Genomic DNA, 25540 nt, shown 5'->3' with positions numbered 1-25540 from the left:
CCGGCCGCTCAGCGCCGGAGCCGGCCCAGCAGGTCGGTCAGCGCCTTACGGCGGTCGGCGGCCAGCGGGTCGTCGGGGTCGTCGGGTTCGGCGAGGTAGGCCTCGCAGCGCGTCCGGCACTGGTCCGAGATCGTGCGGCGGGCCTCGAAGTGGCGGCGTCGCTCGGGTCCCAGGCTCTCCCGCTCGCGCAGCCGCAGCTCCTCGATCTGCGCGACGAGACCGTTGCCGATGAGCTGGAACTCGGCGACCCGGTTGCCGGGGTCGTCCGCCAGCAACCGCTCCATGGCGGCCGTCACGGCGGCCCCTGACGCGCTCTTCAGCCGGGCCAGGGTGGCGCGGGCCAGCAGGAAGCGGCGGTCACGGACGGACTGCGGGTCGCTCCAGGAGGCGAAGTCCCGGGCGATGTCCGCCGGGTCCGGCCCCGGGGGAGCCACGTTGATCCAGCCCCGGTAGGCGGTGGCCAGCAGCCGCCTCCGATCGTCGGTCTCGCCCGCCGCCAGCAGTCCGCGTACGCGCGAGACGGCCCGCGCGAAGTCGTCGGTGGCGAAGTCGATGTGGATCCGGGCCTCCTCGATGCGTTCGCCGGCGCCGGGCGCGAACGCCTCCTCGGCCGCCGCGTCCAGGCCCCGGTACGCCTCGGTGTGACGACCCAGCACGCTCAGGAGCTCGGCCCGCAGGATCGGCGGGCCGGACGCGCCGCGCAGGCGGTCCGACCAGGTGGCCAGCGTACCGATCGCCCGTTCCAGGACCTCGCGGGACGCCTCGTCGAGCTCTTCGCGGGAGCGGTTGGCGATGGACACGGCGTCCCGGACGAGTTGTGGGTGCGCTATGCCCGGATCGTCGAGGTACCCCATGAACTCCGAGGAGACGGCCCTGCGCGCCCAGGACCGGCCGGTGCCCCGGAACCGCTCGGGGAACAGCGGGTCGTCGCCCTCGGCCTCGTCGAACACCCGGTTGAGCGCGACCCTGCAGGCGAAGTCGGCGAGCCGGTTGAGCTCCCCGATGAGCGTGACCGGGTCGGTGCCGCTGTCCATCCGCTGTACGGCCGCGACCGTCGCGTCGTCGTCGGCGTCGAGCGGCAGCGTGTCCATCCGGGCGAGTCCGGCGATCACGTCGCCGGAGTAGACCGACAGGCACCAGGTGCGGTCCTCGACGAGGAGGGTGCGCCACCGCCGCTTCTGCTGGAACAGCCGTTTCACCAGGTCGGTGTGCGTCTCCTCCTCGGCCTTGGCGGCGGCCGCCGAGCGGGCGGGCGGCGCGTCCTCCGCCAGCACCCGCTCGCACAGCAGCGCGAACGGCTCGGCGATCCGGCCGGGAAGACGCGCGCAGGCGGTGCGGGCGTCGGCGACCGCGCGGTCCCGCGCCGCCTCCCGTACCTCCTGCGGCGCGTCCGGGGAGACGCCCAGCCGTAGCCGCACGCCGTGCCCGGCGACGCGCCGGTTGAGCAGCTCCAGCCGCAGGTGCCGCTCGTACGCGGCGACCCGGGCGGTGCCGGCCAGCACGGCCATGACCTCACGGGCCCGCGGCTCGTCCTGGTCCGGCGGCGGCACGGCCAGCGCCGCCGTTCCGAAGGCCCCGGCCAGGACGCCGTGCAGCTCCGCCCGCTCCGCCGCGTGGCCGCGCGGGTCTCCGGCCGCCACGTCCAGCGCGTACAGCGCATGGAGGTACGCCTGCCAGCCCTCCGCCGCCGCCGGCAGGTCTCCGGCGGCCGTCTGCGCCATCGCCAGGTTGTGCAGCACGGCGAGGTCGTACGGGTCGGCGGCCAGCATCCGGCTCCAGATCCGGCGGGCCGCCACCGGGCGGCCCAGCCGGTAGGCGGTCTCGGCCGCCCGGCCGGACACCTCACGGCGGAGCAGGTCCAGCGCCCCGCCGGGCGGCAGGTCCGTGAGGCTCGCCTGGGCCTGCGCGAACACCTCGGCCACGGCCGTGTCGGCGATGGCGAGCGCCGACTCGACCAGCTCCCGGCCGGTGCCGGAGGGCTCGGCCTTCAGGCGGGGCGGCTCCGGCCCGCTCTCGCGCCGCGGACCGGGGGTGTCGAGCAGCGACCGTACGGCGTCGCGCAGCCCCAGCGTCGCGGCCGACGGCTCCGGCGCGCCGCCACCGGCCACCTTGCCGAGGGCGTCCTTCACCGGCTTGAGCTGCTTCTTGGTCCGGCCGTGCATGGTGTTCTGCAGGTCGCGCTTGACGGCCTGGTAACGGCGCTGGAACTCCTCGGGCGGCAGGTCACCGGGCTCGGCCCGTCCCACGGCGTCCCAGTCGGCCAGCCGAGCGGCGACCACCGACTTCAGCGCCTGGGTCGTCTCCTCCATCACGGCCAGGTCGCCCGACAGCCGGGCGTGGCCGCCGGCGTCGATGGTCCTGGCGGACGCCCGCAGCGCCTTGGCCAGGTCCAGGGCCTCGGCGTCGTGCTTCTTGAACAGTGCCGTGTCGGCCTCCAGCTTCAGCAGCAGGCCCTCCGCGTCGTCGTCCGGCTGAGCCACCACGGGGTCGGCTACCCGTTCGGCGGGTACCGGGTCGAGCCGCCGTACCGCCGCCATTAGCGCCGCCGCGCACTGCGCGGCCTGCGCCGGATCGGGCTCCTCGGGCGCCGCCAGCAGCTCGCGGGCGGCCCGGTGCGCGTCAAGGTCGGGGAACTCCAGCGGCCGCCTGAGCAGCAGCGCCCGGTGCAGCAGCAGGAGCAGGAACCCCGGCAGGGTCCCCTCCCGTTCGTGGCGGGCGAGCCGGGCGGGGACCTCCGCGAGCGGCAGGTCGTAGAGGTCGAGCACGTCGGTCAGCAGCCGGAAGGCCGGGCCGGGCGCGCGCAGCGGCTCGGCGAGGCCGCGCAGCGTCGCCTTCGGATAGCCGCGCAGCAGCCACTGGACGCCGAGGACGGCGAACGCCGCCGTGCCGCCGGATCGGCGCGGCGCCAGCCGGGCCAGCTCCGTGAGTTCGGCCAGCAGCCAGTCGCGGGTGCGCTCGCTGGGCGTGCCGAGCAGGCGTTCCTCCACGTCCAGGTCGCGCACGCCGCTCCAGCGGCACTCGCCGCCGCGGTCCAGCCGTACGGCCGTCACGCCGAGGTGGGGGTTCGGGTCCGGCCCGTCGGGGCCGGGGTCGGGGTTGTCGGCGCCGGCGCGGATCGCGCCGCTGATGCTCTCGGCGCGGCGACGGAAGGCGCCGGCGTACCCGGCGGTGCCGACGTGGGCCTCGTCCAGGCGGCGCTGCACGATCGCCAGGTGCGCCCAGATCCGGTGGCTGGTCGGGGCGAGTTCGCCCGCCTCGCGCAGCTCCTCGGCGGCCTCGGTGAGCCGGCCGTGCCGGAGCTGGAGCAGGCCCAGGTGGTAGCCGTGCTTGGGGTTGGCCGGGTCGAGGCGGCGGGCGCGGCGCAGGAGGACGAGTGCCTCCTCCGGCGGCGTGTCCGGGTGCACGGCCAGCCGGAACGTGGCCTCCACCAGGGTGTGGAACTCCTGCGGCTCCAGCCACTCGCCGCGCGCCCGCCGATCCCACAGTCTCAGCGCGACGTGGCGGAGCACGACGGGGTCGTTCTGCGTCATGGCGTCGTACCCAGCTCTCGGCGCGGGACGATCCGGACTCCCGCCCCGACCGGCTCGGCGATCAGCGACGCGTCCGGCGATATCCCGAGCGGCCCGGTGTCGCAGGTGTAGACCACCCGGCCGTCCTCCATGAGCACGTGCGCGCCCTCCGGATAGGACAGGATGAGGATTCGGCCGGTGCGGTCGCCGGCCACCAGGCGGGCGCCGCGATGACCCTGGAAACCCCGGCGCACCGACAGCTCGTGGTCGATCAGCACGCCACGGCCGTCGGCGTCGATGACGACGACTCCCTCCTCGGTGAACAGCGCACCGACGTGGGTTCCGATCGGCGGGGACAGCTCTACGACGTCACCGGTGACCGGGTCGACCCGGTGGACCTGCCGCTCGCCCACCGCCAGCAGCCGGCCGCGGACGGCCCGGCAACCCAGCAGCACCGGTTCGAGCCGGTGTTCCCAGCCGTCCGGGCCGAAGCACTGGACGGTGCCGTCGAGCCGGCCGACCAGCAGCCGTCCGTCGAGCCGGGCCAGTGTCTGCACCCCCTCCGGGAAGAACGCCACCCGGGACGGCTCGGTGGATCCGGCCGGCAGCCGGTGGACGGCGCCGTTCCACATTCCGGCCAGCAGTTCGGCGCCGTCGAACAGCAGCGCGCCGGGCGCGCGCAGCGGGTTCAGCGTGCTCTCGCCCGGCAGGTCCACGGTCACGGCGCCGCCGTCGGTGTCGAGGCGGACGACCAGGCCCGACCAGTCGGCCACGGCGAAGGACTCCTCGCCCACCGCCACGTTCTTGATCCGCGCGGGCACCGGAGAGCGGGCCAGGACCTGCCCGGTCAGGTCGTACACCACGGCCTCGGTCGCGCCGAGCAGGGCGACCGCGCGGCCGCCCAGGAAGTACGGCTGACCCGTGCCGTCCAGCACCGGGTGCGCGCCGCCGGTCAGGGCACGCCGCGGACGGTCGGGCGGGTCGACGCTGAACCAGCCGGTCGTGGCCTCCGCGCAGCCGGGCGCCCGGGCGATGAGCCGCACCTGGTCGTACGGGGCCGGGAACGACAGGTCGGGGAAGGTGGCCGTGCGGCCGTACAGGGAACGGCGCGCGGTCCCGGTGAACGGCACCTCGCCGGCGGGAGACCTGGCCGACAGCTCGATCTCCACGGGAGTGTCGCCCTCGGCCTCGACCACGACCTCCGGGAGGGTCAGGTTGACGGTGGTCCGCGTGATCACGGCGCCGGTGAACCGCAGCAGGCCCGGCGGGCGGCCGCTGGTGAGGCCCAGGGCCTCGCGTATCCGGTCGAACCAGTCGGGGTCGTTGGTGTCCTGCCACTGGACCCGGTTGAGCTTGTGCGGCACGAGGTCCTTGCAGGCGGGGTCGAGGAGCACGGGAATGATCTTCAGGCCGGAGGTCATGCTGAGGTCGAAGGCCTCGTCCAGCTCCCATTTGCAGATCGGCTTGGAGTCCTCGAAGTAGAGCGGCGAGTAGAGCGGGATGAAGCAGCGGCTCTCCTGGAGCGCCTCGGCCAGGGAGCTGGTCCACTTGTCCCCGGGCGCGATGCCGTCCCGCGAGGTGTCCAGGAAGACGACCGGGCGGCGGCCGTCGGCCGTGCTGCAGCCGAGCAGCTTGTCGTACAGGCGGTTCGCGGTCAGGCTCTCCTCTCTGGCGTAGCTGAGGAACACGTCCCACTTCTTGGTCATACACGCCCCCTCGCCGTCCGCGCCGTCTGCTCGATCTGGTGGATGATCCGTGTCGTGTCGGCGTCGCGGGTCGTTCGGCGCAGGGCCGCACATCGTTGGATGACCCGGTCCAGCTCGATCCCTATGCCGGCGTGCCAGCCGGCTCGCAGCACGCGGGTCAGCTCGTTCGACACCAGGACCACGTCGAGCTGCACGGCGTTCACGGCGAGGACGCCCACCAGCGAGCGCAGCTGGTCGCGGAACGGCTCGCCGATGGTCCGCAACAGCCCCTCGGCGTGCGTGCGCAACGTCCGCGTGCGCTGCAGGGCCTGCTTGATCCGGGCGGACGGGCAGTCGTTGATGTCGCCGACGAAGTCGTGGATGGCCACCGCCTCCCGGTCCACGCGCCGCAGGGCGACGGCGTCCAGCAGATCGCCGGCACCGGTGACCCGTTCGTCGGTGCCGGCGACGCGGGCGGCCGCCTCGATCTCGTCCAGGTCGCCACCGGTGACCAGCAGGCAGAGGCCCAGCACGAAGTTGGTGCACGGGTCGGTGGGCACCAGCCGGACGGTGCGCCGCATGAGGGCCAGGCCCTGCTCCGGGCGTCCCTCGTCCAGGAGGGCGCCGGTCCGGCCGAGGTCGTACCCGGCCAGCAGGTCATAGACCACGTCGGCGCGGTCATGGGGCAGGTCCGGCCGCCCGGGGCCCTCCCGCGCGATCCGCAGGATGTAGGAGGCCAGGTCGATGACCGGCTCGAAGTCGCTCCATTCCGGGCCGAGCCGTCGCAGCTCCTCCAGCGCCGTGTCGTAGGCGCCCGCGTGCAGCGGCTCGACGAAGCGCGGCGCCAGCGCCCGCAGCAGGTGCAGCCGGAGCCGGTGGACGAGCCGGTCGAGGGCGCGGCGGTCCGCCTCCGCGTCGGCGACCCCGGCCCCCGCCCGCGCCGTGGCCACGGCACCGTGCAGGTCGCCGCGCGACGCCCGCTGGACCGTCAGCTCCAGCCAGCAGCCGCCCTCTTCGGGCACCAGGCGCAGGTACTCGACCAGCGCCTTCTCGTCCGGGTCGGCCAGCAGCCGGTCGGTGAGCCGGCCGCGTAAGGTGGTGCGCAGCTCCAGCACCCGTGCGGCCAGGTCGGGCCCTGGCCGGTCGGCGCGCAGCGACTCCAGCTCGGTGAGCGCCGCCATCTCGTCGCCGCCGAACAGCAGGCAGTACGACCGCAGGTAGCGTGCCTCGTAGTGGCCGGGCAGCAGTTCCAGCACCTCGTCGAGCTGAGCGAGCGCCAGTTCGAGGTTGCCCGCGGCGATGTTGGCCTTGGCGTCCTCGATCAGCCCGTCCTCGTACGAGGCGTACTCCAGCGAGAGTGGCACCTCGCCGTCCTCGAACTCGCGCAGCACCGGGACCCGCTCCTCGTGCCGCCCGCCCTGCAGCTCGCGTCTGGCCCGTTGCAGCTCCTCGGTCAGGTCGACGGCCGTCGCCCGCGCCGGCACGTCGAAGGCCGGCATGCGCAGCGTCTGGGCGGAGCCCAGCGTGCGCAGTGTCTGTGGTTCGTCCACGGTTCTCCCAGAGTTCGTGGCCGGGCGGCTCAGAAGGGCAGCGCACCCGGATCGGGCTCGGCACCCAGCCGGTGCCGGGCGACGTCGTGGCAGAGGCCGAACTCCAGGTCCTGGTCGAGGCCCAGCAGCAGCGGCAGCACCCGGCCGAGCCCGGCCTGCTCGAACAGCTCCCGCTCGTCGGCGTCCGGCTCGTACTCGATCGGGCTCAGCCGGCCGACCAGGGAGTAGCGCTCGGGCCGGAGGCGTCGGCGCGGCAGCCGCAGGGATGACCGAATGAGACTCATCACGACTCCTTCTCCGGGGGCGCCTCGTTCAGCAGGAACTCGCCGGTCCGCACGATCAGGTCCTGGCGGGCGCTCTGCACCGCCTCGAACCCGTCCTTGAACCGCTTGCTCGCCGCGTCCACCTCGTCGACGCTCTGCTTCAGCTCTTCGACCCCCGGCCGCTCGGGGTCGTCGCGGAGCAGCGGTCCGGCGATGCCGCGTAGCCGCGCCCGCATCAGCTCGTTGCTCTCGCTGATGTCGCGGACGCTCGGGTGCTCGGCCGGACCGGCGTCGGCGGCCACGGCGGCCGGGTCGCCGTACCGGGCGTACCGGCGTTCCATCTCCGCGCGCAGTGCCAGCAGCTCACGACGCTTCTCCGGGCTCAGGTCGCCGTTCCGGAGGGACTCGTCGATCAGCTCGACGTACCGGTCGCGTCCGGTCGTCGTGTCACCGAGCTCCCGCTCGAACCGCACGATCCGCCGGGCCTCCGGGTGCACGATCGGCCGGGCCGTCTCCAGGCCGCGCTCCAGCAGCGCCACGCCCTGCTCACGCATCGCCGGGTCGCGGACGGCGAAGTAGTAGCGGCACAGCCCGGCGATCAGCAGCGCGTCGCCGTGGTCCGGCTCCGCACGCACGACCCGGTCGATCCGCTCGTCCAGCCGGGCGAAGTCGGCCCGGCCCGGGGCCACCCCGGCCAGCTCCGGCCGCTGCCACTCGTGCAGCAGCGTGACGACGTGGAACAGTGCGGCGTTGACCCGCAGCCGCTGCTCCTCCGGATCCGGGTCGGGAGTCTGCGCCAGCTCCTCCAGCACGGCGCCGAGACCGCCGTCGGCGTTCGCCCGCTCTCCCTCCCGCCAGTCGCACACCAGCAGGCCGAGCGTCGCGCGGGCGGCGGACTTGCCCTCCTGCACGGCGTGCTCGTGGGCGTTGGTGAAGCAGCCGCGGGCGTCGCTCATCCGGTCGTCGAACAGCGCCTGGACGCCCTCGACCAGCTCCATGTCGTCCACGTGCTCGGGGATCTCGGCGGTCAGGCAGTCGAGCTCGCGGACCTGGCGGAAGTAGTGCAGCGCGCCCTGCGGCTCGCGGCGGCGCCAGCTCGCCACGGCCTGCTTGAGGAACGAGATCGAGGCGATCAGCCGGGCCTGCGGCGACCAGTCCAGCAGCGCCCGCTCGCTCTCGAACAGGTCGCAGACCCGGGAGTGCTGCCCCATCTTGGAACGCAGCCACAGGTCGAGGAATGCCGTCGCCTCGTCGTGCCCGGACGCGGCCACCAGGTCGGCCAGCGCGGCGGCGGCCGCCGCGTACTGGTCGGGGTCGAAGTCGCCCAGCCGGGCCCGGACGTACGCCTGGGCGAAGCGGGCGTCCTCCAGCGCCCAGCCGCGCGGCCCGGCGTTGACGGCCTGGGCGATGAGCCGGTCGGCCCGCTCCAGGTCGGCACGGTCGGCGCTGTCGAGCAGCTCCCGTGACTCGTCCAGCGGGATCCGCCAGCGACGCGGCACCACCCCGAAGAAGTACGTGCCGCCGGCGGCCAGCAGCACCACCAGCACGACGATCAGCAGCACCTGGAGGCCCATCACCGCTCCTCACGCAGTTTGCGAAGGTCATGCCGGAGGTTGTTGAGCCGGTGCCCGTGCGCGCCGATCTCCGCGTCGTTCATCGACCGGTTGGCGCGCACCTTCTGCAGGCCCTGCCGTACGGTCTCGGCGACGGCCTCCGCGTCGTCGAGCCGGTCCAGGAGCATGAACGAGCGGGCGTAGTCGATCATGAGGTCGAACCGCCACCACTCCAGCCGCCCGTTCTTGTTCAGCCAGGTGTACGCGGCCTGGTTGGCGTCCTCCGCGTTGCCCCGTTCGAGCAGGTAGACGGCCAGGTCGTGGGCTTTGGCGCCCTTGCCCTCCGCGCCCTCCGGCGGCAGATGGTCGAATGCCGTGCGGACGGTGGCGTCCATCCGCTCGGCGAAGGAGGGATCGACGGCGTCCGACAGCCGCCGGGCCAGATCGTGGCGGAACCGGCCGACCAGGGCGAACTGGGTCATGTACGCCTCACGCCGCCCCTGCTGCATCCGTACCGCCCGCTCCAGCAGGTCCCACGCCTCCAGCGGCTGCGGCGAGTGCAGATCCCGGTAGGACAGCTCCGCGGCCAGCACCAGCAGCTCATACGACGGATCGGTGAGCAGGATCGTGTGCGCCAGGTGCAGCGCGCGCTCGGGGTTGCCCTCCTCCCGCAGCCGCCGGACGGCCATCAGCGGGTCCATGCTCTCGCGGCAGCGGTCGAGCAGGTCGGCGATCTCGGCCGGGTCGATCGCCAGGCGTTCGGCGTGGCCGGCCGCGAGGACACCGCGGAGGTAGGCGAGGGTCTCGGTGACGGGGCCGACCTGCCGCATCCAGTGCGGGAGGCGGCTCGCCCCGTCTTCGGGACGCCCCGCCGCCGCCCAGTGCAGCAGGCGTTCCGGCTCGGCCGCGGGCGGTTCGAGGAAGCAGCGTAACGCCGTGACGGTCAGCGCGTACACGTCGGCGGCCCGGTCGGGGCCCGACACGCCGCGCACGACGTCGGGAGCCAGGTAGGGGATGCGCTCGGGGGAGCGCAGCAGTGTGCCCACGGCCGGGACGCCCCAGGGCGGCAGCTCCAGGAGGTACGGCTGGCCGCGGGAGAACACGATGTCGGCGCCGGTCGGGATCATGCCCTCGACGCGGCCCCACCAGCCGGGCAGCGCCCGCAGCACCGCGGAGACCGCGGCGAGCCGCGGCTCGGGACGCGGTTCGCCCACGACCCGGGCCAGGGTGGCGTCCAGCTCCAGCTCGTAGGTGACGACGTCGTAGTAATGGCCCTCCCACTCCACGACGTCGTCCTCCTCGTTCTGGAGGAGGGGCGCGACACCGGGATACCTGGCTCGTTCTCGCAGGCGGTCGAGCTGGTCCCGCTGCTTGGCGAGGAGTTCGTCGGCCGGGACCAGGCGGTAGCAGCGGCGGCCGCCAGGGCGGCTGTGGATCTCGCCCCACATGCCGCCGCCGACGGGGACCCGCTCCGCCTCAACGGGCGTCGTCATACGCCGCCTCGAGGCGGTCGAAGAGCGCCTCGATCTCGGCCTCCGGCGCCTTGGCGGCGACGGCGGAACCGAACGCGTCGTAGGCCGAGCGCACCGCCGGCGCCGCGGCACCGCCGGTCAGGTACGCGACGATCTTCCGGTAGGTACGACGCAGCTCGGCCGGCACGGCGTCGGCCGGCAGCACGGCCGGAGCGGCCGCGGCGACCGGGGGCGGCAGGACGAAGTCCGGTGCCGGATCTCCGTGGCTCGACGGCGTGTGCTCGACCGGCGCCGGCGCGGTGACCCGACCCTCGGGGTCGTACAGCCCCAGCAGCACCTCGCGCCGCTCCGCCAGCTCGTCCTGCCGCCCGATCTCGGTGCTGCGCTCGAACTTCGCCTCGAAGGTACGGCCGGTGTTCAGGTGCTGGACGGCCACCTCCAGCAGACCGTTGCGGGTCATGGTGTACTCCACCTCGAACCGGTGGTAGCCCTCCGGCCGGGGCTCGATGTCCTCCAGGTTGACGGTGCCCACGAGAGCGTTCTCGTAGGTGTACTCACCCTCCCCCTGGTAGACGACGGCGGCGATCTGGGAGGCCATGTCGGGATTGGTGTAGGTCTTCTTCCGGCTGGCGGGGATCCGGGTGCCCCGGGGGATGAGGCCGTCGAACCGGTCGTTCTGAATGGCCAGCCCGAGGGTGTGCTCGGTGATCAGGCTGACCTGCAGGCTGTCCTCGTCCGGGTCGGGGTCGGTCGGCGGACGCTCGGCCAGGTCGAAGCCGTCGGACGGGGTGAAGTCCTTGGCCACGAGGGCCGCGCCGCGGGCGACGAGGGTGTCGGGGTCGGCGTCGCTGCGGACGAAGTCGTCGCCCTTGTCGAAGTGCTCCAGCAGCATCTGCTTGACCAGCGGGATCCGGGTGGAACCGCCGACCAGCAGAATGGCGTCGATCTTGCCGCGGTCCATGCCCTTGCTCTCCGCGGCGAATCGGAGCGCCTCCTCGACCTGGGTGAGCGAGCGGTCGAGGACGGGCTTGATGGTCGCCTCGAACTCCGTACGGGCCAGCTCCCGTGTGGCGCCGTCCGGAAAGACCACGGTGGTGGTGTCGGCGAAGGATAAGGCCCGCTTGGCCTTCTCGGCGGCCATCTTGACCTTCAGCCGATCGTCGGCCGACGGCTCCGGCCGCCCCGTCAGCAGCTCCTCCACCAGCGCGTCGTCGAAGTCGCCGCCGCCGAGCCGCTGGTCACCGGCCGTGGCCAGGACGTCGATGGCGTCCTCGCGGGTCTCGATGATCGACACGTCGAAGGTGCCACCGCCCAGGTCGTACACCAGGTAGACCTGCCGCTCCTCGTCGGCGCGGTCCACGCCGTAGGCGATGGCGGCCGCCGTGGGCTCGGGGATGAGCTGGCGCGGGTAGAGCCCGGCCAGCAGCGCGGCCTCCTCGGTCGCCTTCTTCTGCCGCTCGGTGAAGTACGCGGGGACCGTCACCACGGCGTCGTGCACGGTGGCGCCGAGGCCGGCCTCGGCGATCTGCTTCATCTTCATGAGGATGAGCGCGCTGACCTCCTGCGGCCGCAGCCACTCTCCGCCGACCCGGACCCGTACCGGGTCGTCCACCCGGTGGTCGGTCCCGGCGGCGAAGCGGGCCAGCGAGTCCTCGGTGAAGGTGGCCCCCATCTCACGCTTGATCTCGATGATCGTCTGGGCGTCGCCGCGGGTGCCGGCGATGGCGTCCTTGGCGTGGTGGCCGACCGTCGCGCGGCCGTTCTGCGGCTGGTAGCGGACCACCGAGGGGGTGGCGGCGCCCAGCTCCTCGTCGACGGCGGCGTCCGGAATGATCTCGGCGTAGGCCTCCTCGGGGTTGTAGGCCGCGACGGCCGAGTAGGTGGTGCCCAGGTCGATTCCGACGACGTGGTGGAGGGGGGATTCGTCCATCCGGTCTTCTCCCTTGGGGGTCTCGTCAGGCTCCGTCGAGCAGGGGGTCGGGCGTGTGATCGGCGGTGAAGTCGGTCCGGGTCAGGTCGGAGGGCCGGTAGACCGGCTCGCCCCGCTCCTGCAGGAACAGCTCCAGCTCGCGGCGGAGCACGTGGTGCTGGACGGCGGCGTCGTCCAGCACCGGATGCCAGGCGGGACGGAGTTTGAGCAGCGCCAGCGGCGGGTGCGCCGCGTCGTAGGCCGCGCGGTCGTCGGCGCTCTCCAGCCGGATCGCGTGCGCGGCCGCCAGCTCGGCCTCGTCCGCACCCTGGCGGCGCAGCCGCTGATCGAGCCTGCTGGAGGCGGCGCGGATCTCGTCGACGGAGGCCTCGGGGCCGAGCCCGAGGCGCGTGTAGTCGGTCGTGACCGGAGGGCTCAGCGGTGCGGGGAACAGTTCCAAACCTGCCTCCCTGACCTGTTGGAGATCCTTATTCTTGACGGCTCGCACGGTTTGGTGCAACCAATTCTTGTGTGCGTAGATGCGGCGGGCGGAAAGATTCCCGAGTGACTGACGAGAAATCGATCATCGTCCCAATGCGATCGACATAAAGGCGCGACCGAAAGCCGAGCAAAAGCAGGGAATTAAGTGGGGCTACATCGACGCGGACGGCGGAAAGCGGTAGCCCGATAAGCTTCGGACCGACTCGTCATGCCGGGTCGACCTTCTCGAACGCCGCGATCGTCCGCTGAACGTCGCGGATCCGGTCCAGGGGAAACTTCTCCGAGCGGTCGAACCGATAGATGCCGTTCTGCTCCTGGAACACGTCGGTGAGTTGTGTGTAGCAATAGCCGAACATCGACGGGTTCTCGAGCAGCACCCTGGTCAGGCCCTCGAAGCGTTCGAAGAACTCTTCTTCCGAGCTCACCCGCTGGCCGTAACCCCACGACTCTGCTCGGTCCGTGCCGTCCGACGCGCGTGCCAGCTCCGGGTTCCACCAGATGCCTCCGTACTCACTGACCATGTACGGCTGCCCGGCGTAGGCCAGCGACATCGGTTCGTCATCCGGGGTCAGGTTCGTGAAGGGCTTCCCGTAGGCGAGGCCGGACTGCGCGATCGCGAACTCCGCGGGGTCCTGTTCGTAGCAGTGGCTGTCCCAGACGTCGGTCTCCGGGACCCGGTGACTGTAGCCGGAGGCATCGATCACCGGCCGGCTCGGATCGGCGTTCTTGGCGGCTTTGAACATCCCCTTGGTGACGTCGTCCAGCACGGTCGTGCGGTCATGCAGCGCCTGATGGGTCTCGTTCAGAGGACACCAGCCGATGATCGACGGATGGTTGTGGTCTCGTTCCAGCACCTCGATCCACTCGGCGACGTATGACGGGGTCGGCCGCTGATTGTCCCCCCGCGGCCCTTGGCCGCCGGCGCCCCAGTCGGGGAACTCCGCCCAGACGAGGTACCCCATCCGGTCCGCGTGGTAGAGGAACCGCTCCTCGAAGACCTTCTGATGCAGGCGGGCGCCGTTGAAACCGGCGTCGCGGGCGAGTTCGATGTCGCGTACCAAGGCCGCGTCGCTGGGCGCGGTCATGATGCCGTCGGGCCAGTACCCCTGATCGAGAACGAGGCGCTGGAACACGCGCTCACCGTTGATCAGCACGGCCTGCCCCTCGATGGACACCGATCGCAGCCCCGCGTAGCTGTGGACCTCGTCGATGACCGCGCCGGTGGGGTCGATGAGCCGGAACCGCAGGGAGTACAGATGCGGGTCGGCCGGAGTCCACAGCCGCCGGCGCTCGGCGGGAACATCGAGGACCAGGCGGGGGCACAGGTCGTGTCCCAGCGGAATGCTCTCCCGGCTCACGACGCCTGAGGTATCGCTGAGTTCGACCTGGACGGTGATGCCGCGCTTCGGGTCGGAAACCGGCGTCTCGACGTGGAAACGGGAGCCTGTGACGTCCGGTGTGATGCGAGGCCGCCGCAGGTGGGTGGCGGGGACCGCCTCGAGCCACACTGACTGCCAGATGCCCGTGGTTCGCGTGTAGAAACAGTGCGTGTTGGCGTACCAGGTCGCCTGTTTCCCTCGTGGTTGGACCGAGTCGCGTGAGTCCCTGGCCCGTACCACGACCGTGGCTCGTGTCTTGCCGGCCAGAGCCGCGGTGATGTCCAGGCCGAAAGGTGTGAAGCCGCCGCGATGACGGCCGACCTCGACCCCGTTCACCCAGACGGTGGTGTCGTAGTCCACCGCCTGGAAGTTCATGAGCACCCGGCCGCTGAGCCATTCATCGGGGACGGTGAACTCGCGTCGATACCAGACCGCCGCCATGAAGTCGACGTGTCCGATGCCCGAGAGGGACGACTCGGGAGCGAACGGCACGATGATCCGGCTGTTCAGTTCCGCGTCGCGAAGCCCGCGCTCGAACCCGGAGTCCGACTTGTCCAGCTCGAACTGCCACTCGCCGTTGAGGCAGAGCCATTGATCTCTGCGCCACTGCGGACGAGGGTGCTCGTTTCGGGGGACCGCCAGGTCATGCGTCATTCGCAACTCACTCTCGTGGACTGGATGGTTCGATGTGCCGGTCCGCGATCTCGCGCTCGCGGCGTGTTACTTGATGCCGGTCGTGGAGATCCCGCGGGTCAGGAACCGCTGGCCGAAGAGGAACGCGGCGAACACCGGTAGCAGCGCCACGACCGACATCGCGAAGAGCGGCCCCCAGGAGGTGTCGCCGTTGGCGTCGACGAACGATCGAAGTGCTACCGGTACGGAGTAGACGTTCGGTGCCGTGAGGTAGATCAGCTGGCTGAAGAAGTCGTTCCACGTCCAGACGAACGTGAAGATCGCGGTGGTCGCCAGGGCGGGCTTCATGAGCGGCAGGATGACTCGCGTGAAAGTGCGGAAGTAGCCGCAGCCGTCAAGCCGTGCGGCATCGTCGAGCTCCCGGGGTATGCCGCGGATGAACTGGACCATCAGGAAGACGAAGAACGCGTCCGTCGCCAGGAACTTCGGCACGATCAGGGGGAGGAACGTGTTCAGCCAGCCCATCCTCGAGAACAGGATGTACTGAGGAACGATCACGACATGCATGGGCAGCATGATCGTGATCAGCATGATCGCGAACAGGGTCCGCTTGAAACGGAATCGCAGCCGTGCGAACGCGTACGCGGCCATGGAACAGGAGATGAGGTTCCCCGCGATGGCGCCCGCGGCGATGATCGCCGAGTTGATGAGATACAGGCCGAACGGAAACTTCAGCCCGTTCCACCCTTTCCCGTAGTTGCCGGTCTTGAAGTGCGTGACCCAGATTCCGGAGAGGCGGAAGATGTCGTCGCTCGATCGGAAGGAGCTCGCCAGCATCCACAACAGTGGATAGAGCATGACGATCGCCAGGGCGATGAGTGCGCAGTGCCTGCCGAAACCGCGTGCCGTCTTCAGCCGCCTCGTGCTGGAGCGCGGCGTTTCGCGGCGCTGCGACACGGTGTGTGCGGTGCGCGTGCTGCTAATTGTCATAGAACACCCAGAACCTTGCGGCGTAGAAGTTCAGCGCGGTGAGGGCCGCGACGATCAGGAGGAGCAGCCAGGCCATCGCGGCCGCGTAGCCCATCTGGAAGTTGTTGAATCCCACTTGATAGAGGTAGAGCGTGTAGAACATCGTCGAGTCGGACGGGCCCCCGGTGCCGCTCGATACGACGAAAGCCTGGGTGAACGCCTGGAAAGCGTGGATGATCTGCAGGACCAGATTGAAGAAGATGATCGGGCTGAGCAGGGGAAGCGTGATGCTCCGGAGCTGACGCCATTTCGAGGCGCCGTCGACCTTGGCCGCCTCGTAGTAGATCGCCGGAATCTGCCGCAGCCCCGCCAAGAAGATCACCATCGGCGCGCCGAACGTCCACACATTGAGCACGATGAGCGTGCCCAGCGCGGTCGACGGGTCGGAAACCCATGCCGGCGCGTTCTCGATGCCGAGATGGCCCAGCAACTGGTTCACGAGGCCGTGGTCACCGAAGATCTGCCGCCACAGGACGGCCACGGCCACCGACCCGCCTAGGAGGGACGGAAGATAGTAGACCGAACGGTAGAGCGGCAGCCCGCGCAGGCCTTTGTCGAGCAGCATCGCCAGGGCCAGGGCGACGATGAGCTGGATCGGAACCGAGACCACCACGTACTCGAACGTCACGCGTAGCGAGTTGTGCAGCCGCGGGTCGGAGAGCATGCGGCTGATGTTGTGCAGGCCGGTCCAGTGCGGAGCCTGGATCAGGTTGTAGTCGGTGAAGGCTATGTAGAGCGAGACCAGCATCGGACCGGCCGTGACGCCCACCAGGCCGATGATCCATGGGAGGAGGAGAAGGTAGGCGGCCCGCTCCTCCTTCGCGGCCGCTGAGGATTTGTCGCGCCGCCCCGTCTTCTCGCTGAGCGTGCGCAACTCGTCGATCACCGTCAAGACAGCACTCCCAGTGTCAGGCGCCGAGGATCTGCTTGGACTGGCTGTAGAAGCTCGCCGCGCCCTTGCTCGGCGTCGATCTGCCGAAGCCGATGTCCTGGGAGATCTTGGTGAACAGGGTCGACAGCTGGCTGTATCCCTTGGGCCACGGCGGAGGTGGCGTGGCCGCCTTGTCGCCGAGACCTTGCACGTACGCCACCGCCTTGCCCGCCGGGGATTTCGGTTCGAGCGAGAGGAGATCCACGGCGTGCTTCGAGGGCGGCACGCCCAGTACGACGCCGATCGTCTTGATCGCGAAGTCGTCGTTGACCAGGTAGTTGATCAGTTCGGCCGCGGCGTCCGGATTCGTCGAAGTCGCGGCGATGGACCACATGTCCTGGCTGTCGACGTAGAGCCCCGGCTTGCCGTTCGGCAGGTTCGGGATCGTCATGATCTCCAGCTCCTGTTTCATCAGGCCCTGGAGGAACTGGATCTGCTGAACCCACCCGAAGTCGATGGCGGCCTTGCCGGTGACGATGGGATCGGTCTCGAAGCCGGTGGCGGCCGCGGTCACCGACGCCGCAGGCGTTCCCTTGCCCGCGCGCAGGTCCTGCCAGTAGGCCCACCACTGCTCGACCAGATCCTGCCCGGCCGCGAGCGCCTTGCCGTCGGTCGTGAAGAGGCTCTTTCCGTGCTGGCGCGCATACGGCTCGAACAGCTCGAGGTGGCCGCTCTGATCCGATGTGCCGGCGACCTTCCCGTTGCTGCTCTGGCCCACCGCCTTCGCCCAGGATGCGAGGCTGTCCCAGGTCCAGTCCGCGGTGGGAACCTTGGCCCCGACCGACTCGATCAGCTCACGGTTGACGAAGACCGCATTGGCGATCGAGCTCTGTCCCACTCCGTACCGCTTGCCGTCCACGACACCGCTGCCCGCGACTCCTTCTTCCATCGTGCTGATGTCGATCGTCTTGCCGATGTACTTGGTCATGTCGAGGAGGGCGCCCCGGCCGGCGTAGTCCGTGAAGTACGTCATCGACATCCGCATGACGTCGGGGGAGTTGCGGGCGGCGGTCTCCGTCGACAGCTTGCTCCAGTAGTCGGTGAACGCGGCGTGCTCGCCGCCGACCTTCTGCCCGGAATGCGTCGACTGATAGTGCGCGAGCACCTTCTCCAAGGCCGTGTGGACGGCGTCCCCGCCGTACCACGCGGCGCGCAACGATCCGGAGCCGCTGGACTTTCCGCCCCAGCTGCCGCAGGCGCTGAGTGCCACGGTGCTCAACCCCATCGCGCTGAGGCCGAGAAAACGCCGTCGGCTGAATACGTCAGACATCTCTCCTCCGAGAGTTGTGTTGCCATTCGAAAATTGCCGAACGATGCCGGGACTCAGCGCCCAGGCGTAGTCGTGGGCGAGGCCTCGATGCCCGCCCAGTTCCGATCCGCGGCCTTGGGCGTGTACGCGCCTTCAGGCAGGTCGTCTTGCAAGCGCAGCGTCCACTGCAGCAACAGCCAGATCATCTGGTCCCGGACCGCCGTCAGGGACCGGTCGTCGAAGAGGTTCTTGGTCTCGTGGGGGTCGACGCTCAGGTCGAAGAGTTCGCCCTGGCCCGTGCTGTGAACCAGCAGCTTGTAGTCCCGGAAGCGGAGCATCTTCGTGCGTCCGCTCTGGGTGACCGTGTTCAACTCGTCGAAGGTCGGCCCGTCGTACGGGAAGTGCAGGGGCGGCCGCTCATCGGCTCCGTAGGTCAGGCCGCCATAGCCACGCTCGGCATAGAGACTGTCGAATTCGCCGGTGGCGACGCCGTCCCCCGCGAGCAGCGGCGCCAGACTTCGTCCCTGTACGCCCGGCGGCAACGCCTCACCCACGAGTTCGCACAAGGTGGGGAACACGTCGACGATCGATACGAGCTCCGGCCTGACCTGCTCGGCGACCATCGTGGAACCGGAGAAGAACATCGGTATGCGCATGAGGCACTCCGGCATTCCCGCGCCCTTGCGTTGCAGCCCGTACTCCCCGACGTAGTCGCCGTGGTCGCTCACAAAGACGTAGATCGTCTCTCCCGGCAGCTCCGCGTCGACGTTCTCCACGAGCCGCTTCACCTGATCGTCGATCAGGCGAAGCATGCCGCAGTAGTTCGCTCGGTAGCGCCGCCACTCGGCCTCGTAACCAGGGCGCTTCTCTTCGATGAGAGCTTGGAGCCACCGCCAGTGGCCGCCCCGGGCGCGCGCCACCTCCGCCCCGGTCGCCGGGGCGGGAACCTCCGCTTCGTCGAACAGGCTGAAGTACGGTTCCGGGACCTGGTATGGATTGTGCGGCTCGGGAAGGGAGACCCAGAGGAACACCGGCTTGTCGTCGGCCCGTGAACCCACCTGCTCCAGTGCGTCGGTGACGATCCGGTGCGGCAGCTGACGCTCGAGCGGGAAGGGCGTGGGTTCGTGCGCCACCCCGTGGTCGAGCCGCTCGAGCCATTCGTCGAAAGCGGCATCACCGGCTCGTTCGTGCGGACCACCCGTGTGGAAGTAGGGGCCGGCGTACGCGTCGAAGTCCGCCGGCTCCGGATGCATGTGCGGCTTGCCCGAGAACAGCAGCTGGTAACCGGCGGCACGAAGGACGTCGAGCAGATCGCGTGAGTAGTAGGCATGAGCGGCGTTGCTGTTCTGCGTGACTCGGTGCGCAACGGGAAAGCGGCCGGTCAGCAGGCTCGTGCGGGCGGGTACGCACGCCGGGTAGCTGGTGTACGCGCGTGGGAAGTAGGTGCCCTCCGCCGCCATGCCGTCGAGGAACGGCGTGGTGTCGAGGGGGAAGCCCGCGATCTTCGAGAAGTCGGCACGATGCTGGTCGGTCATGATCACGACGATGTTCGGCTTCACTGTCGCCTCCTGGCCCCAGCACGGTCATCCGGCCGCGGGTTCCTGCTCACGGCCCTGCATCGATGCAAGCTTGCCATTGGTCTGCATCGATGCAAGTCACGAATTGGTAACGCTGACGAAACCGCGTCGTTCACAAGTCGTGCGTGACGAGGGCGTGAGCCGCGTTAACGACTCAGGGCACTAGGGCTGTGAGTCCGACCGGGTGGGCCGACTCGCCGGCCGGTCGGCCTGGTGTCGCGAACCGCCGTCGCGCGGTATGCCGGCCGTGCTCTCCCGGATCGCCAGGCGAAACGGCGCCCGGATCTCGATCGGGGCGGCGTCGTCCGACTTGGAGATCCTGGTCAGGATCTGCTCGATCGCCTGGCGTGCGATCAGCTGCTTGTCCGGCGAGATGGTGGTGAGGGTCGGGGTGCTGAACCGTCCGTCCTCGATGTCGTCGAAGCCGACGATGGCCACATCCTCGGGGACCCGAAGGCCCGCCGCGAGTACCGTCCGCATCGCGCCGAGGGCGAGCAGGTCGTTGAAGCAGAAGACCGCGTCGGGCCGGTCCGGGCGGGCGAGCAGTCGCCGCATCGCCTCCGCTCCGTCCGTGCGGTGAAACCGGGTCGCCGTCATCAGCAGTGACCGGTCCACGGGGATGCCGGCACGCCGGTGTGCCCGGCGAAATCCCTTCAGCCGAAGCTTCGCGGTGTCGTACCCCGACGGCTGGACGCCGATCGCCGCGATGCGGCTCCGGCCGATGTCGATCAGATGGGTGGTCGCCTCGTCCGCCGCCGCGACGTTGTCGATCGCCACGTGGTCGGCGAGCGAGTCGAAGCTCTTCTCGCCGAGCAGCAGGATCGGGGCGCCGGGCGGTCTTTCGCTCAGGTCCGCGCCGGACAACGCCAGCGGGCTGAGGATCACGCCGTCGAAGTTCATGGGGCGGGCGTTCTGGAGGATCAGCTCCCGCTCCAGGTTCTTGTCTCCGTCGGTGTGGTCGATCATCACCAGGTATCCGCGTTCCCGCCCCTCGGCGATGATCAGCCGGGCCAGCTCGGCGAAGTACGGCACGTCGAGTTCGGGTACGACCAGCGCGATCACGTGCGAGCGGCCCTGCTTGAGGCTGCGGGCGAGAAGATTCGGCCGGTACCCCAGCCGGTCGATCGCCGCCTGCACTCGCGCGCGGGTGTCGTCGGCCACGTAGGGGTAGTCGCTCACCACGTTCGACACCGTGCGGATCGACACCCCGGCTTCCGCTGCGACATCGCGAAGTGTAGGGCCAGCCATGGCTCGATCTCCCGTTGTTGCTGTCGGCGCGGCGCACTATTGCATCGTTGCTAAGCCTATGCCATAGTCTGCGCTCACATCGGCTTTGCCATCGATGCAAGAGTCTGCGCATCGACCGACGGACGCCGCCCATACGGTCGGCCGAGCCGACCGTCGAGTCATGCCGATGGCCAGGAACTGTCGGGTTGAGCAAACCGAGATTCCCGCACATTCGCAGGATCGAGAAATGGAGCCTCGCCGTGCGACAACACTTCTGGATGAAGTCGATGATCAGACGCGCCGTATGTCTGCTCGGCGCCGTCGTGGCCGCCGTCGCGGTACTCGCCCTCCCCGGAACTCCGGCGCTGGGCAACGTATCGGGAAACGCGCTCTACAGCCCGAGTTCCAGCAATGAGACGCTTGCCTATAACCGCATGATCCGGCTTCAGCACAGCGGCCGGGCGAACGGACGCCTGCTGGCGAGTTTCGAGCGTTCGGGCCTGGGCGGTGCGCCATCGCGATATGTCATCCGGCAAAGCACGAATGATGGCCAGACGTGGTCGACACTGGCGACGGTGAGCGACGGCGAGACGGGAGAGGGGCATCCGTGGAACACCTTGTTCCAGCCGTTCCTGTTCGAGTTCCCCCGCGCGACCGGCGGCCTGCCTGCCGGAACGCTGCTCCTCGTGGGCAACGTGTTGCCTCCCGGCCGCTCCACGACCCACTTCGAGGAGTGGCGCAGCACTGATCACGGTGCCACCTGGCATTATGTCGAGACCTTCCAGATCGGCGGCGCCAGTGCCAAGTTCGAGCCCGGCGGCGTCGGGGCGGGCATCTGGGAACCGTTCCTGATCATGAACTCACGGGGGGAGATCGAGTGCTATTTCTCCGACGAACGTCAGAACAAGGAGCACAGCCAGAAACTGGTGCACATCGTCTCCGCTGACGGAGGACGTACCTGGAGTGCGAACGCCGATGGCAGCACACGGGTCTCACCCGGCGAGGTCGAGGACGTGGCGAGTCCGACACGGTCCGACCGGCCGGGCATGGTGACCATCGCCGTCCTGCCGAACGTCGACTGGATCATGAGTTTCGAACTGTGCGGTACGAATCACTTCTGCGAAGCCCACGTGAAGACATCGAAAGACGAGGGGCGGACCTGGGGTTCGGGGCCGGCCGACCTCGGGACCGAGGTCGTCACCGATGACGGTCGCTACCTCGGCAGCAGTCCCTTCATCACGTGGAGTCCGGCCGGCGGTGCGAACGGTGAACTGCTCCTGACCGGAATGCGCACCCGCTTCGCGTCGGGCAACGGATTCTCGCCAGAGGACCACCAGGCGGTCTTCGTGAACTCCGACAACGGCACCGGAACCTGGAGCTGGATGCCTGCCCCGATCAACGTCGGCGGTGCCGGGCCGACGGCCAACTGCTACCAGAACTACAGCCCGGATCTGCTGCCTTCCAGCTCGGGGCGGATGCTGCGCTACACCGCGGCGCGAGCGTCGGGAACGTACGGATGCGAGGAGAGCACCGGAGAGGCCAACGCGGGGGTACTGCCGTACGCGTCGGACTTCGGCGCGGGTGACGCCGGATGGTTGAGCTACGGCGGCTGCTGGACGACCGCCTCGGACACGTACGTCGAGACGTGCGGGGGCGACGGCGGCAACAAGGCACTCGCCGGCTCGACCGGGTGGACGAACTACACGATCAGCGGCGACGTCATGATCACCTCGGGAACGCAGGCCGGATTCGTGTTCCGTGCCACCGATCCCAGAGTGGGAGCGGACGCGTTCAACGGCTACTACGTCGGCGTCAGCTCGACGCGACTGATTCTGGGACGAGAGAACGGATCCTGGACGCTTCTCTCGCAAGCGGCCATCCCCGGTGGACTGGCGCACGACAGGTGGTACCACCTCACGATCCGGGCCGTGGGATGCAGGTTCACGATCACCGGCTCCGACGGCGGCGAGACCGCTCCGATCGCCTTCAGCCACACGGACGCCGGCTGCTTCACGCACGGCGCGATCGGCGTGCGCGACCAGAGCGGCACTGCCGCGTGGCGGAACATCACAGTGACACATCCCGGGCGGTAGACGAGCCGGGCCGAAGGGCCGCAGGCGTGGGATCGACGCGGCCTCGCCTCAGGGCGGGGCCGTGCGGTCCACCCCTCCCGAAGGCATTTCAGGTCCGGCAGCGACAGCAGCGGCATCCCTGTCCAAGATGGATGTGCGCTGTCCTTCCTGCGGTGATGGCGAAAATTCGCTGGTTGCGGGTCGGCCAACTCGCCAGCGTGACCACGTGCAGGATGTGATCGCGCACGCCTCCGGGGGCGCGCACGTACAGCAGACGGTCGACCATGCCGTTGAAATGACGGTGATAACCCAGAGCGGCCAGAGTCTCCTCGTCTCGCTCGACGATTTCCAGGTCGGTGACCGCGGCCATCAGATCGATGATGGGCTTGGCCGCCAGCCCTGGCACAGCCGTCGAGCCGATGTGCTCAATCTCGACCATCACTCCGGGCAACGCCTGCTCCAGCTCCTCGATCGCTGCGGCAGCCCGAGCCGGCCATGCCGGGTCGTACTCGACGACGTGGATGGTCCGCCTGGCCATGAGCGCCATCCTGTCACCGTACGACCGGTTTCAGGCTTGGCCCGCTCGGCCGCGTCCAACAAGCCGGACACTGGGCCGCGGTGAACGCCGTTCGGCCAGTCGATCAGGCACTCACGATCGCGCCGGTGCGTCGCGCAGTTCTCGGCGGAGGATCTTGCCGGTGACGCTTTTCGGCAGGTCGTCCTCGATCAGCACCTGGGCGGGAGCCTTGTACACGGCCATCCGGGCGCGGCAGAAGTCCCGGAGTTCGGCCTCCGTCGCGGTCACGCCGGGGCGGAGGCTGACGAACGCCCGCACGGTCTCGCCCCGGTACGGGTCGGGGACGCCCACCACGGCCGCCTCGCGTACGGCCGGATGCTCGTACAGGACGTCCTCCACCTCACGCGGCCAGACCTTGTAGCCGGCCGCCACGATCATGTCCTTCTTGCGGTCGACGAGGTAGACCCAGCCCGCGGTGTCCATGAAGCCGACGTCCCCGCTGAGCAGCGTGCCCTCCGGGAACGAGGCGCGGGTCTGCGCCGGGTTCCGCCAGTAGCCCGCGGCGACCTGCGGGCCGCTGATGGCCAGCTCGCCGACCTCTCCGGCCGGCAGCGGCCGGCCGTCGTCGCCGCGGATCTCCACCCGGACGCTGGGCAGGGGGACGCCGATCGCCAGGGCGCCGGACGTCTCGTCGACCGGCGCGCGGGTGCCGAGCGGCACGGCCACCGCGGCCGAGGTCGTCTCGGTCAGGCCGTAGGCGTTGTGGATATAGACGCCGAACTCGTCGGCGAACCGGCGGACGGTGGCGGCCGGCACCGGCGCGCCGCCGCTGAGCACTTTCGACAGCGAGCCCAGGTCGTGTTCGCGGGCCGCGGGCTCGCCCAGCAGGGCGATGAACGCGGTGATCGACCCGATGGTGAACGTCGGCCGGTAGCGCTCGACCAGCGCCGCCGCCGTACGGGCGTCGAACCGGTAGGTCAGCACCAGCGGCAGACCGCCGCCGAGGCCGAGCGCCAGGTGCATGGCCAGGCCGGTGATGTGGAACAGCGGCGCGACGGTGAGGATCGAGTCGGCGTCGCCCAGGCCGATCCATGTGCGGCAGGCGGCGACCTGGTAGGCGAGGTTGCGGTGCAGATTGATCGAGCCCTTGGCCGGGCCGGTGGTGCCGGAGGTGTAGCTGAGTAGCGCCGCGTCGTCCGGTCCCGGGGCCTCCGCGGCCTGCGGTGCGCCGCCCTCCTCCAGGATGGCGAGAACGTCGTCGTCCGCGCCGTCCGGCCAGGGCCCGGTGGCGTCCGCGGCGAGGGCGCCGTCGCGGGAGTACAGGACGTGCGCGGGCGCGTTCCCGGCGGGCAGCGCGGCGACCACGTCCCGGGCGGCGGGATGCGCGACCAGGACCCGGGCGCCGGAGTCGGCGAGCAGGTGGGCGAGCTCCCGTTCCTTGTACATCGGGTTGACCGGCACGACCGTGCCGCCGAGCTTCCAGACCGCGAGCACGGCCAGTACGCAGACCGGGGTGTTCTGCAGCGCGACCGCCACCCGGTCGCCCGCGCCGACGCCGCGCCGCTCGAGCCCCGCCGCGAACGCGTCGCTCAGCCGGTCGACCTCGGCACGGTCGAGGGTGGTGCCGAAGTAGTGGAGCTGCGGCGCGCCCGGCCGCTCGGCGACGCGGCGGCGGAACAGCTCCACGACGCTGTCCGCCTCGACGTCGATCTCGCCGGGCACGCCCGGTCCGTAAAGCGCCTGCCAGTACGGACTCATGAACTCTCCTTCATGCGCGGCTCGTCCTCGATGCCGAGGTGGCGGGCGATGGTCGCGGGGTCCTTCTCCAGCTCCTCCGGGGCGCCCTCGGCGACGATCTCACCTCGCTGGATGAGGCACGCGTGGTCGGCCAGCGGGAAGGCGAGGGCGGCGTTCTGCTCGACCAGCAGCATGGTCATGCCGGTGGCGCGGATCGCGGAGATCGCCGCGAAGACGGTGTCGACCAACGCGGGGGACAGGCCCATCGACGGCTCGTCGAGCAGCAGCAGCGACGGCGCGGTCATCAGCGCCCGGCCGATCGCCAGCATCTGCTGCTCGCCGCCCGACATCAGCGCCGCGGTCTGCCGACGGCGTTCGGCCAGCCGGGGGAACAGGTCGTACACCTCATCGACCAGGGCGGTGCGACGCCGGCCACGGGCGTACGCGGAGAGATCGAGGTTCTCCTGTACGGTCAGGCAGCCGACGACCATCCGGCCCTCCGGCACCAGCGCGAGGCCGAGCCGGGCGACCCGGTGCGCGGGCATCCCGGTGATGTCGGTCCCGTCGAAGACGACCCGCCCGCCGCTCGGGCGCAGCAGCCCGCCGATCGCGCGCATCGTGCTCGACTTGCCCGCGCCGTTCGCGCCCAGGAGGGCGGCGACCCGCCCCTTGCCGAGGGAGAGGTCGAGACGTGACACGGCGCGGATGGAACCATAGGTCACCTCGAGCGACTCGACGGTCAGCATG

The 25540-nt window shown here is 70.2% G+C and carries 18 protein-coding genes; 1 reads left to right on the top strand and 17 read right to left on the bottom strand.

Annotated elements, in window-relative coordinates:
• Positions 1-8: 8 nt before the first annotated feature.
• The 14 genes from ACQEV1_RS32245 to ACQEV1_RS32180 form a co-directional block, all read right to left on the bottom strand.
• Entirely contained in the window at positions 9-3530 is a 3522-nt protein-coding gene (locus tag ACQEV1_RS32245) for a hypothetical protein (protein ID WP_433398479.1), read from the bottom strand.
• The gene (locus ACQEV1_RS32240) at positions 3527-5215 is read right to left on the bottom strand and encodes a toll/interleukin-1 receptor domain-containing protein (protein ID WP_433398477.1); all 1689 of its coding nucleotides are present in this window, start codon (positions 5213-5215) and stop codon (positions 3527-3529) included. The genes ACQEV1_RS32245 and ACQEV1_RS32240 overlap by 4 nt, the downstream gene beginning before the upstream one ends.
• On the bottom strand, positions 5212-6744 hold the full coding sequence (locus ACQEV1_RS32235; protein WP_433398475.1) for a tetratricopeptide repeat protein: 1533 nt from the start codon (positions 6742-6744) through the stop codon (positions 5212-5214). Before ACQEV1_RS32235 ends, ACQEV1_RS32240 begins: the two co-directional genes overlap by 4 nt.
• Before the next feature lie 29 nt (positions 6745-6773).
• Positions 6774-7028: a hypothetical protein gene (locus ACQEV1_RS32230; RefSeq protein ID WP_433398473.1), complete on the bottom strand. Its 255-nt coding sequence runs from the start codon at positions 7026-7028 to the stop codon at positions 6774-6776.
• Positions 7028-8581, bottom strand: a complete 1554-nt coding sequence (locus tag ACQEV1_RS32225) for a hypothetical protein (RefSeq protein ID WP_433398471.1) — start codon at positions 8579-8581, stop codon at positions 7028-7030. Before ACQEV1_RS32225 ends, ACQEV1_RS32230 begins: the two co-directional genes overlap by 1 nt.
• Positions 8581-10053 (bottom strand): hypothetical protein, encoded by a 1473-nt coding sequence (locus ACQEV1_RS32220; protein ID WP_285623120.1) that lies wholly within the window; start codon positions 10051-10053, stop codon positions 8581-8583. Before ACQEV1_RS32220 ends, ACQEV1_RS32225 begins: the two co-directional genes overlap by 1 nt.
• Positions 10037-11962 (bottom strand): Hsp70 family protein, encoded by a 1926-nt coding sequence (locus ACQEV1_RS32215; protein WP_433398469.1) that lies wholly within the window; start codon positions 11960-11962, stop codon positions 10037-10039. Before ACQEV1_RS32215 ends, ACQEV1_RS32220 begins: the two co-directional genes overlap by 17 nt.
• A gap of 25 nt (positions 11963-11987) precedes the next feature.
• A complete protein-coding gene (locus tag ACQEV1_RS32210; RefSeq protein ID WP_285623116.1) occupies positions 11988-12401 on the bottom strand; it encodes a hypothetical protein in 414 nt (137 codons plus the stop codon).
• 247 nt (positions 12402-12648) lie between these two features.
• Positions 12649-14475: a glycoside hydrolase family 2 protein gene (locus tag ACQEV1_RS32205; RefSeq protein WP_433398466.1), complete on the bottom strand. Its 1827-nt coding sequence runs from the start codon at positions 14473-14475 to the stop codon at positions 12649-12651.
• Positions 14476-14541: 66 nt separating this feature from the next.
• Positions 14542-15444: a carbohydrate ABC transporter permease gene (locus tag ACQEV1_RS32200; protein ID WP_433398464.1), complete on the bottom strand. Its 903-nt coding sequence runs from the start codon at positions 15442-15444 to the stop codon at positions 14542-14544.
• The gene (locus ACQEV1_RS32195) at positions 15434-16375 is read right to left on the bottom strand and encodes a carbohydrate ABC transporter permease (protein WP_432705576.1); all 942 of its coding nucleotides are present in this window, start codon (positions 16373-16375) and stop codon (positions 15434-15436) included. The genes ACQEV1_RS32200 and ACQEV1_RS32195 overlap by 11 nt, the downstream gene beginning before the upstream one ends.
• A gap of 16 nt (positions 16376-16391) precedes the next feature.
• Complete coding sequence (locus tag ACQEV1_RS32190) at positions 16392-17684, bottom strand: ABC transporter substrate-binding protein (RefSeq protein WP_433398461.1); 1293 nt, start codon at positions 17682-17684, stop codon at positions 16392-16394.
• A 53-nt stretch (positions 17685-17737) separates the two neighbouring features.
• The gene (locus ACQEV1_RS32185; protein ID WP_433398459.1) at positions 17738-19222 is read right to left on the bottom strand and encodes a sulfatase-like hydrolase/transferase; all 1485 of its coding nucleotides are present in this window, start codon (positions 19220-19222) and stop codon (positions 17738-17740) included.
• Positions 19223-19402: 180 nt separating this feature from the next.
• Positions 19403-20488 carry a LacI family DNA-binding transcriptional regulator gene (locus ACQEV1_RS32180; protein ID WP_433398457.1) on the bottom strand — a complete coding sequence of 362 codons (1086 nt, stop codon included), beginning with the start codon at positions 20486-20488 and terminating at the stop codon, positions 19403-19405.
• A gap of 14 nt (positions 20489-20502) precedes the next feature.
• Between ACQEV1_RS32180 and ACQEV1_RS32175 the strand changes: the two genes are divergently transcribed.
• A complete protein-coding gene (locus tag ACQEV1_RS32175) occupies positions 20503-22560 on the top strand; it encodes a family 16 glycoside hydrolase (protein ID WP_433398455.1) in 2058 nt (685 codons plus the stop codon).
• 88 nt (positions 22561-22648) lie between these two features.
• Here ACQEV1_RS32175 and ACQEV1_RS32170 read toward each other — a convergent pair whose 3' ends face one another.
• The 3 genes from ACQEV1_RS32170 to ACQEV1_RS32160 all read right to left on the bottom strand — a co-directional run bounded on the left by ACQEV1_RS32170 (position 22649) and on the right by ACQEV1_RS32160 (position 25539).
• Positions 22649-23086, bottom strand: a complete 438-nt coding sequence (locus ACQEV1_RS32170) for a GrpB family protein (protein ID WP_433398453.1) — start codon at positions 23084-23086, stop codon at positions 22649-22651.
• A 102-nt stretch (positions 23087-23188) separates the two neighbouring features.
• The gene (locus ACQEV1_RS32165; RefSeq protein ID WP_433398451.1) at positions 23189-24814 is read right to left on the bottom strand and encodes an AMP-binding protein; all 1626 of its coding nucleotides are present in this window, start codon (positions 24812-24814) and stop codon (positions 23189-23191) included.
• A complete protein-coding gene (locus ACQEV1_RS32160; protein ID WP_433398449.1) occupies positions 24811-25539 on the bottom strand; it encodes an ABC transporter ATP-binding protein in 729 nt (242 codons plus the stop codon). The genes ACQEV1_RS32165 and ACQEV1_RS32160 overlap by 4 nt, the downstream gene beginning before the upstream one ends.
• Between the last annotated feature and the right edge of the window lies 1 nt (position 25540).

This window comes from Actinoallomurus sp. CA-142502 (assembly GCF_050936355.1).
GTDB classification, from domain to species: domain Bacteria; phylum Actinomycetota; class Actinomycetes; order Streptosporangiales; family Streptosporangiaceae; genus Actinoallomurus; species Actinoallomurus iriomotensis.
The sequence above is the reverse complement of the archived record's forward strand: the minus strand, read 5'-3'. Positions and strand labels throughout refer to the sequence as shown.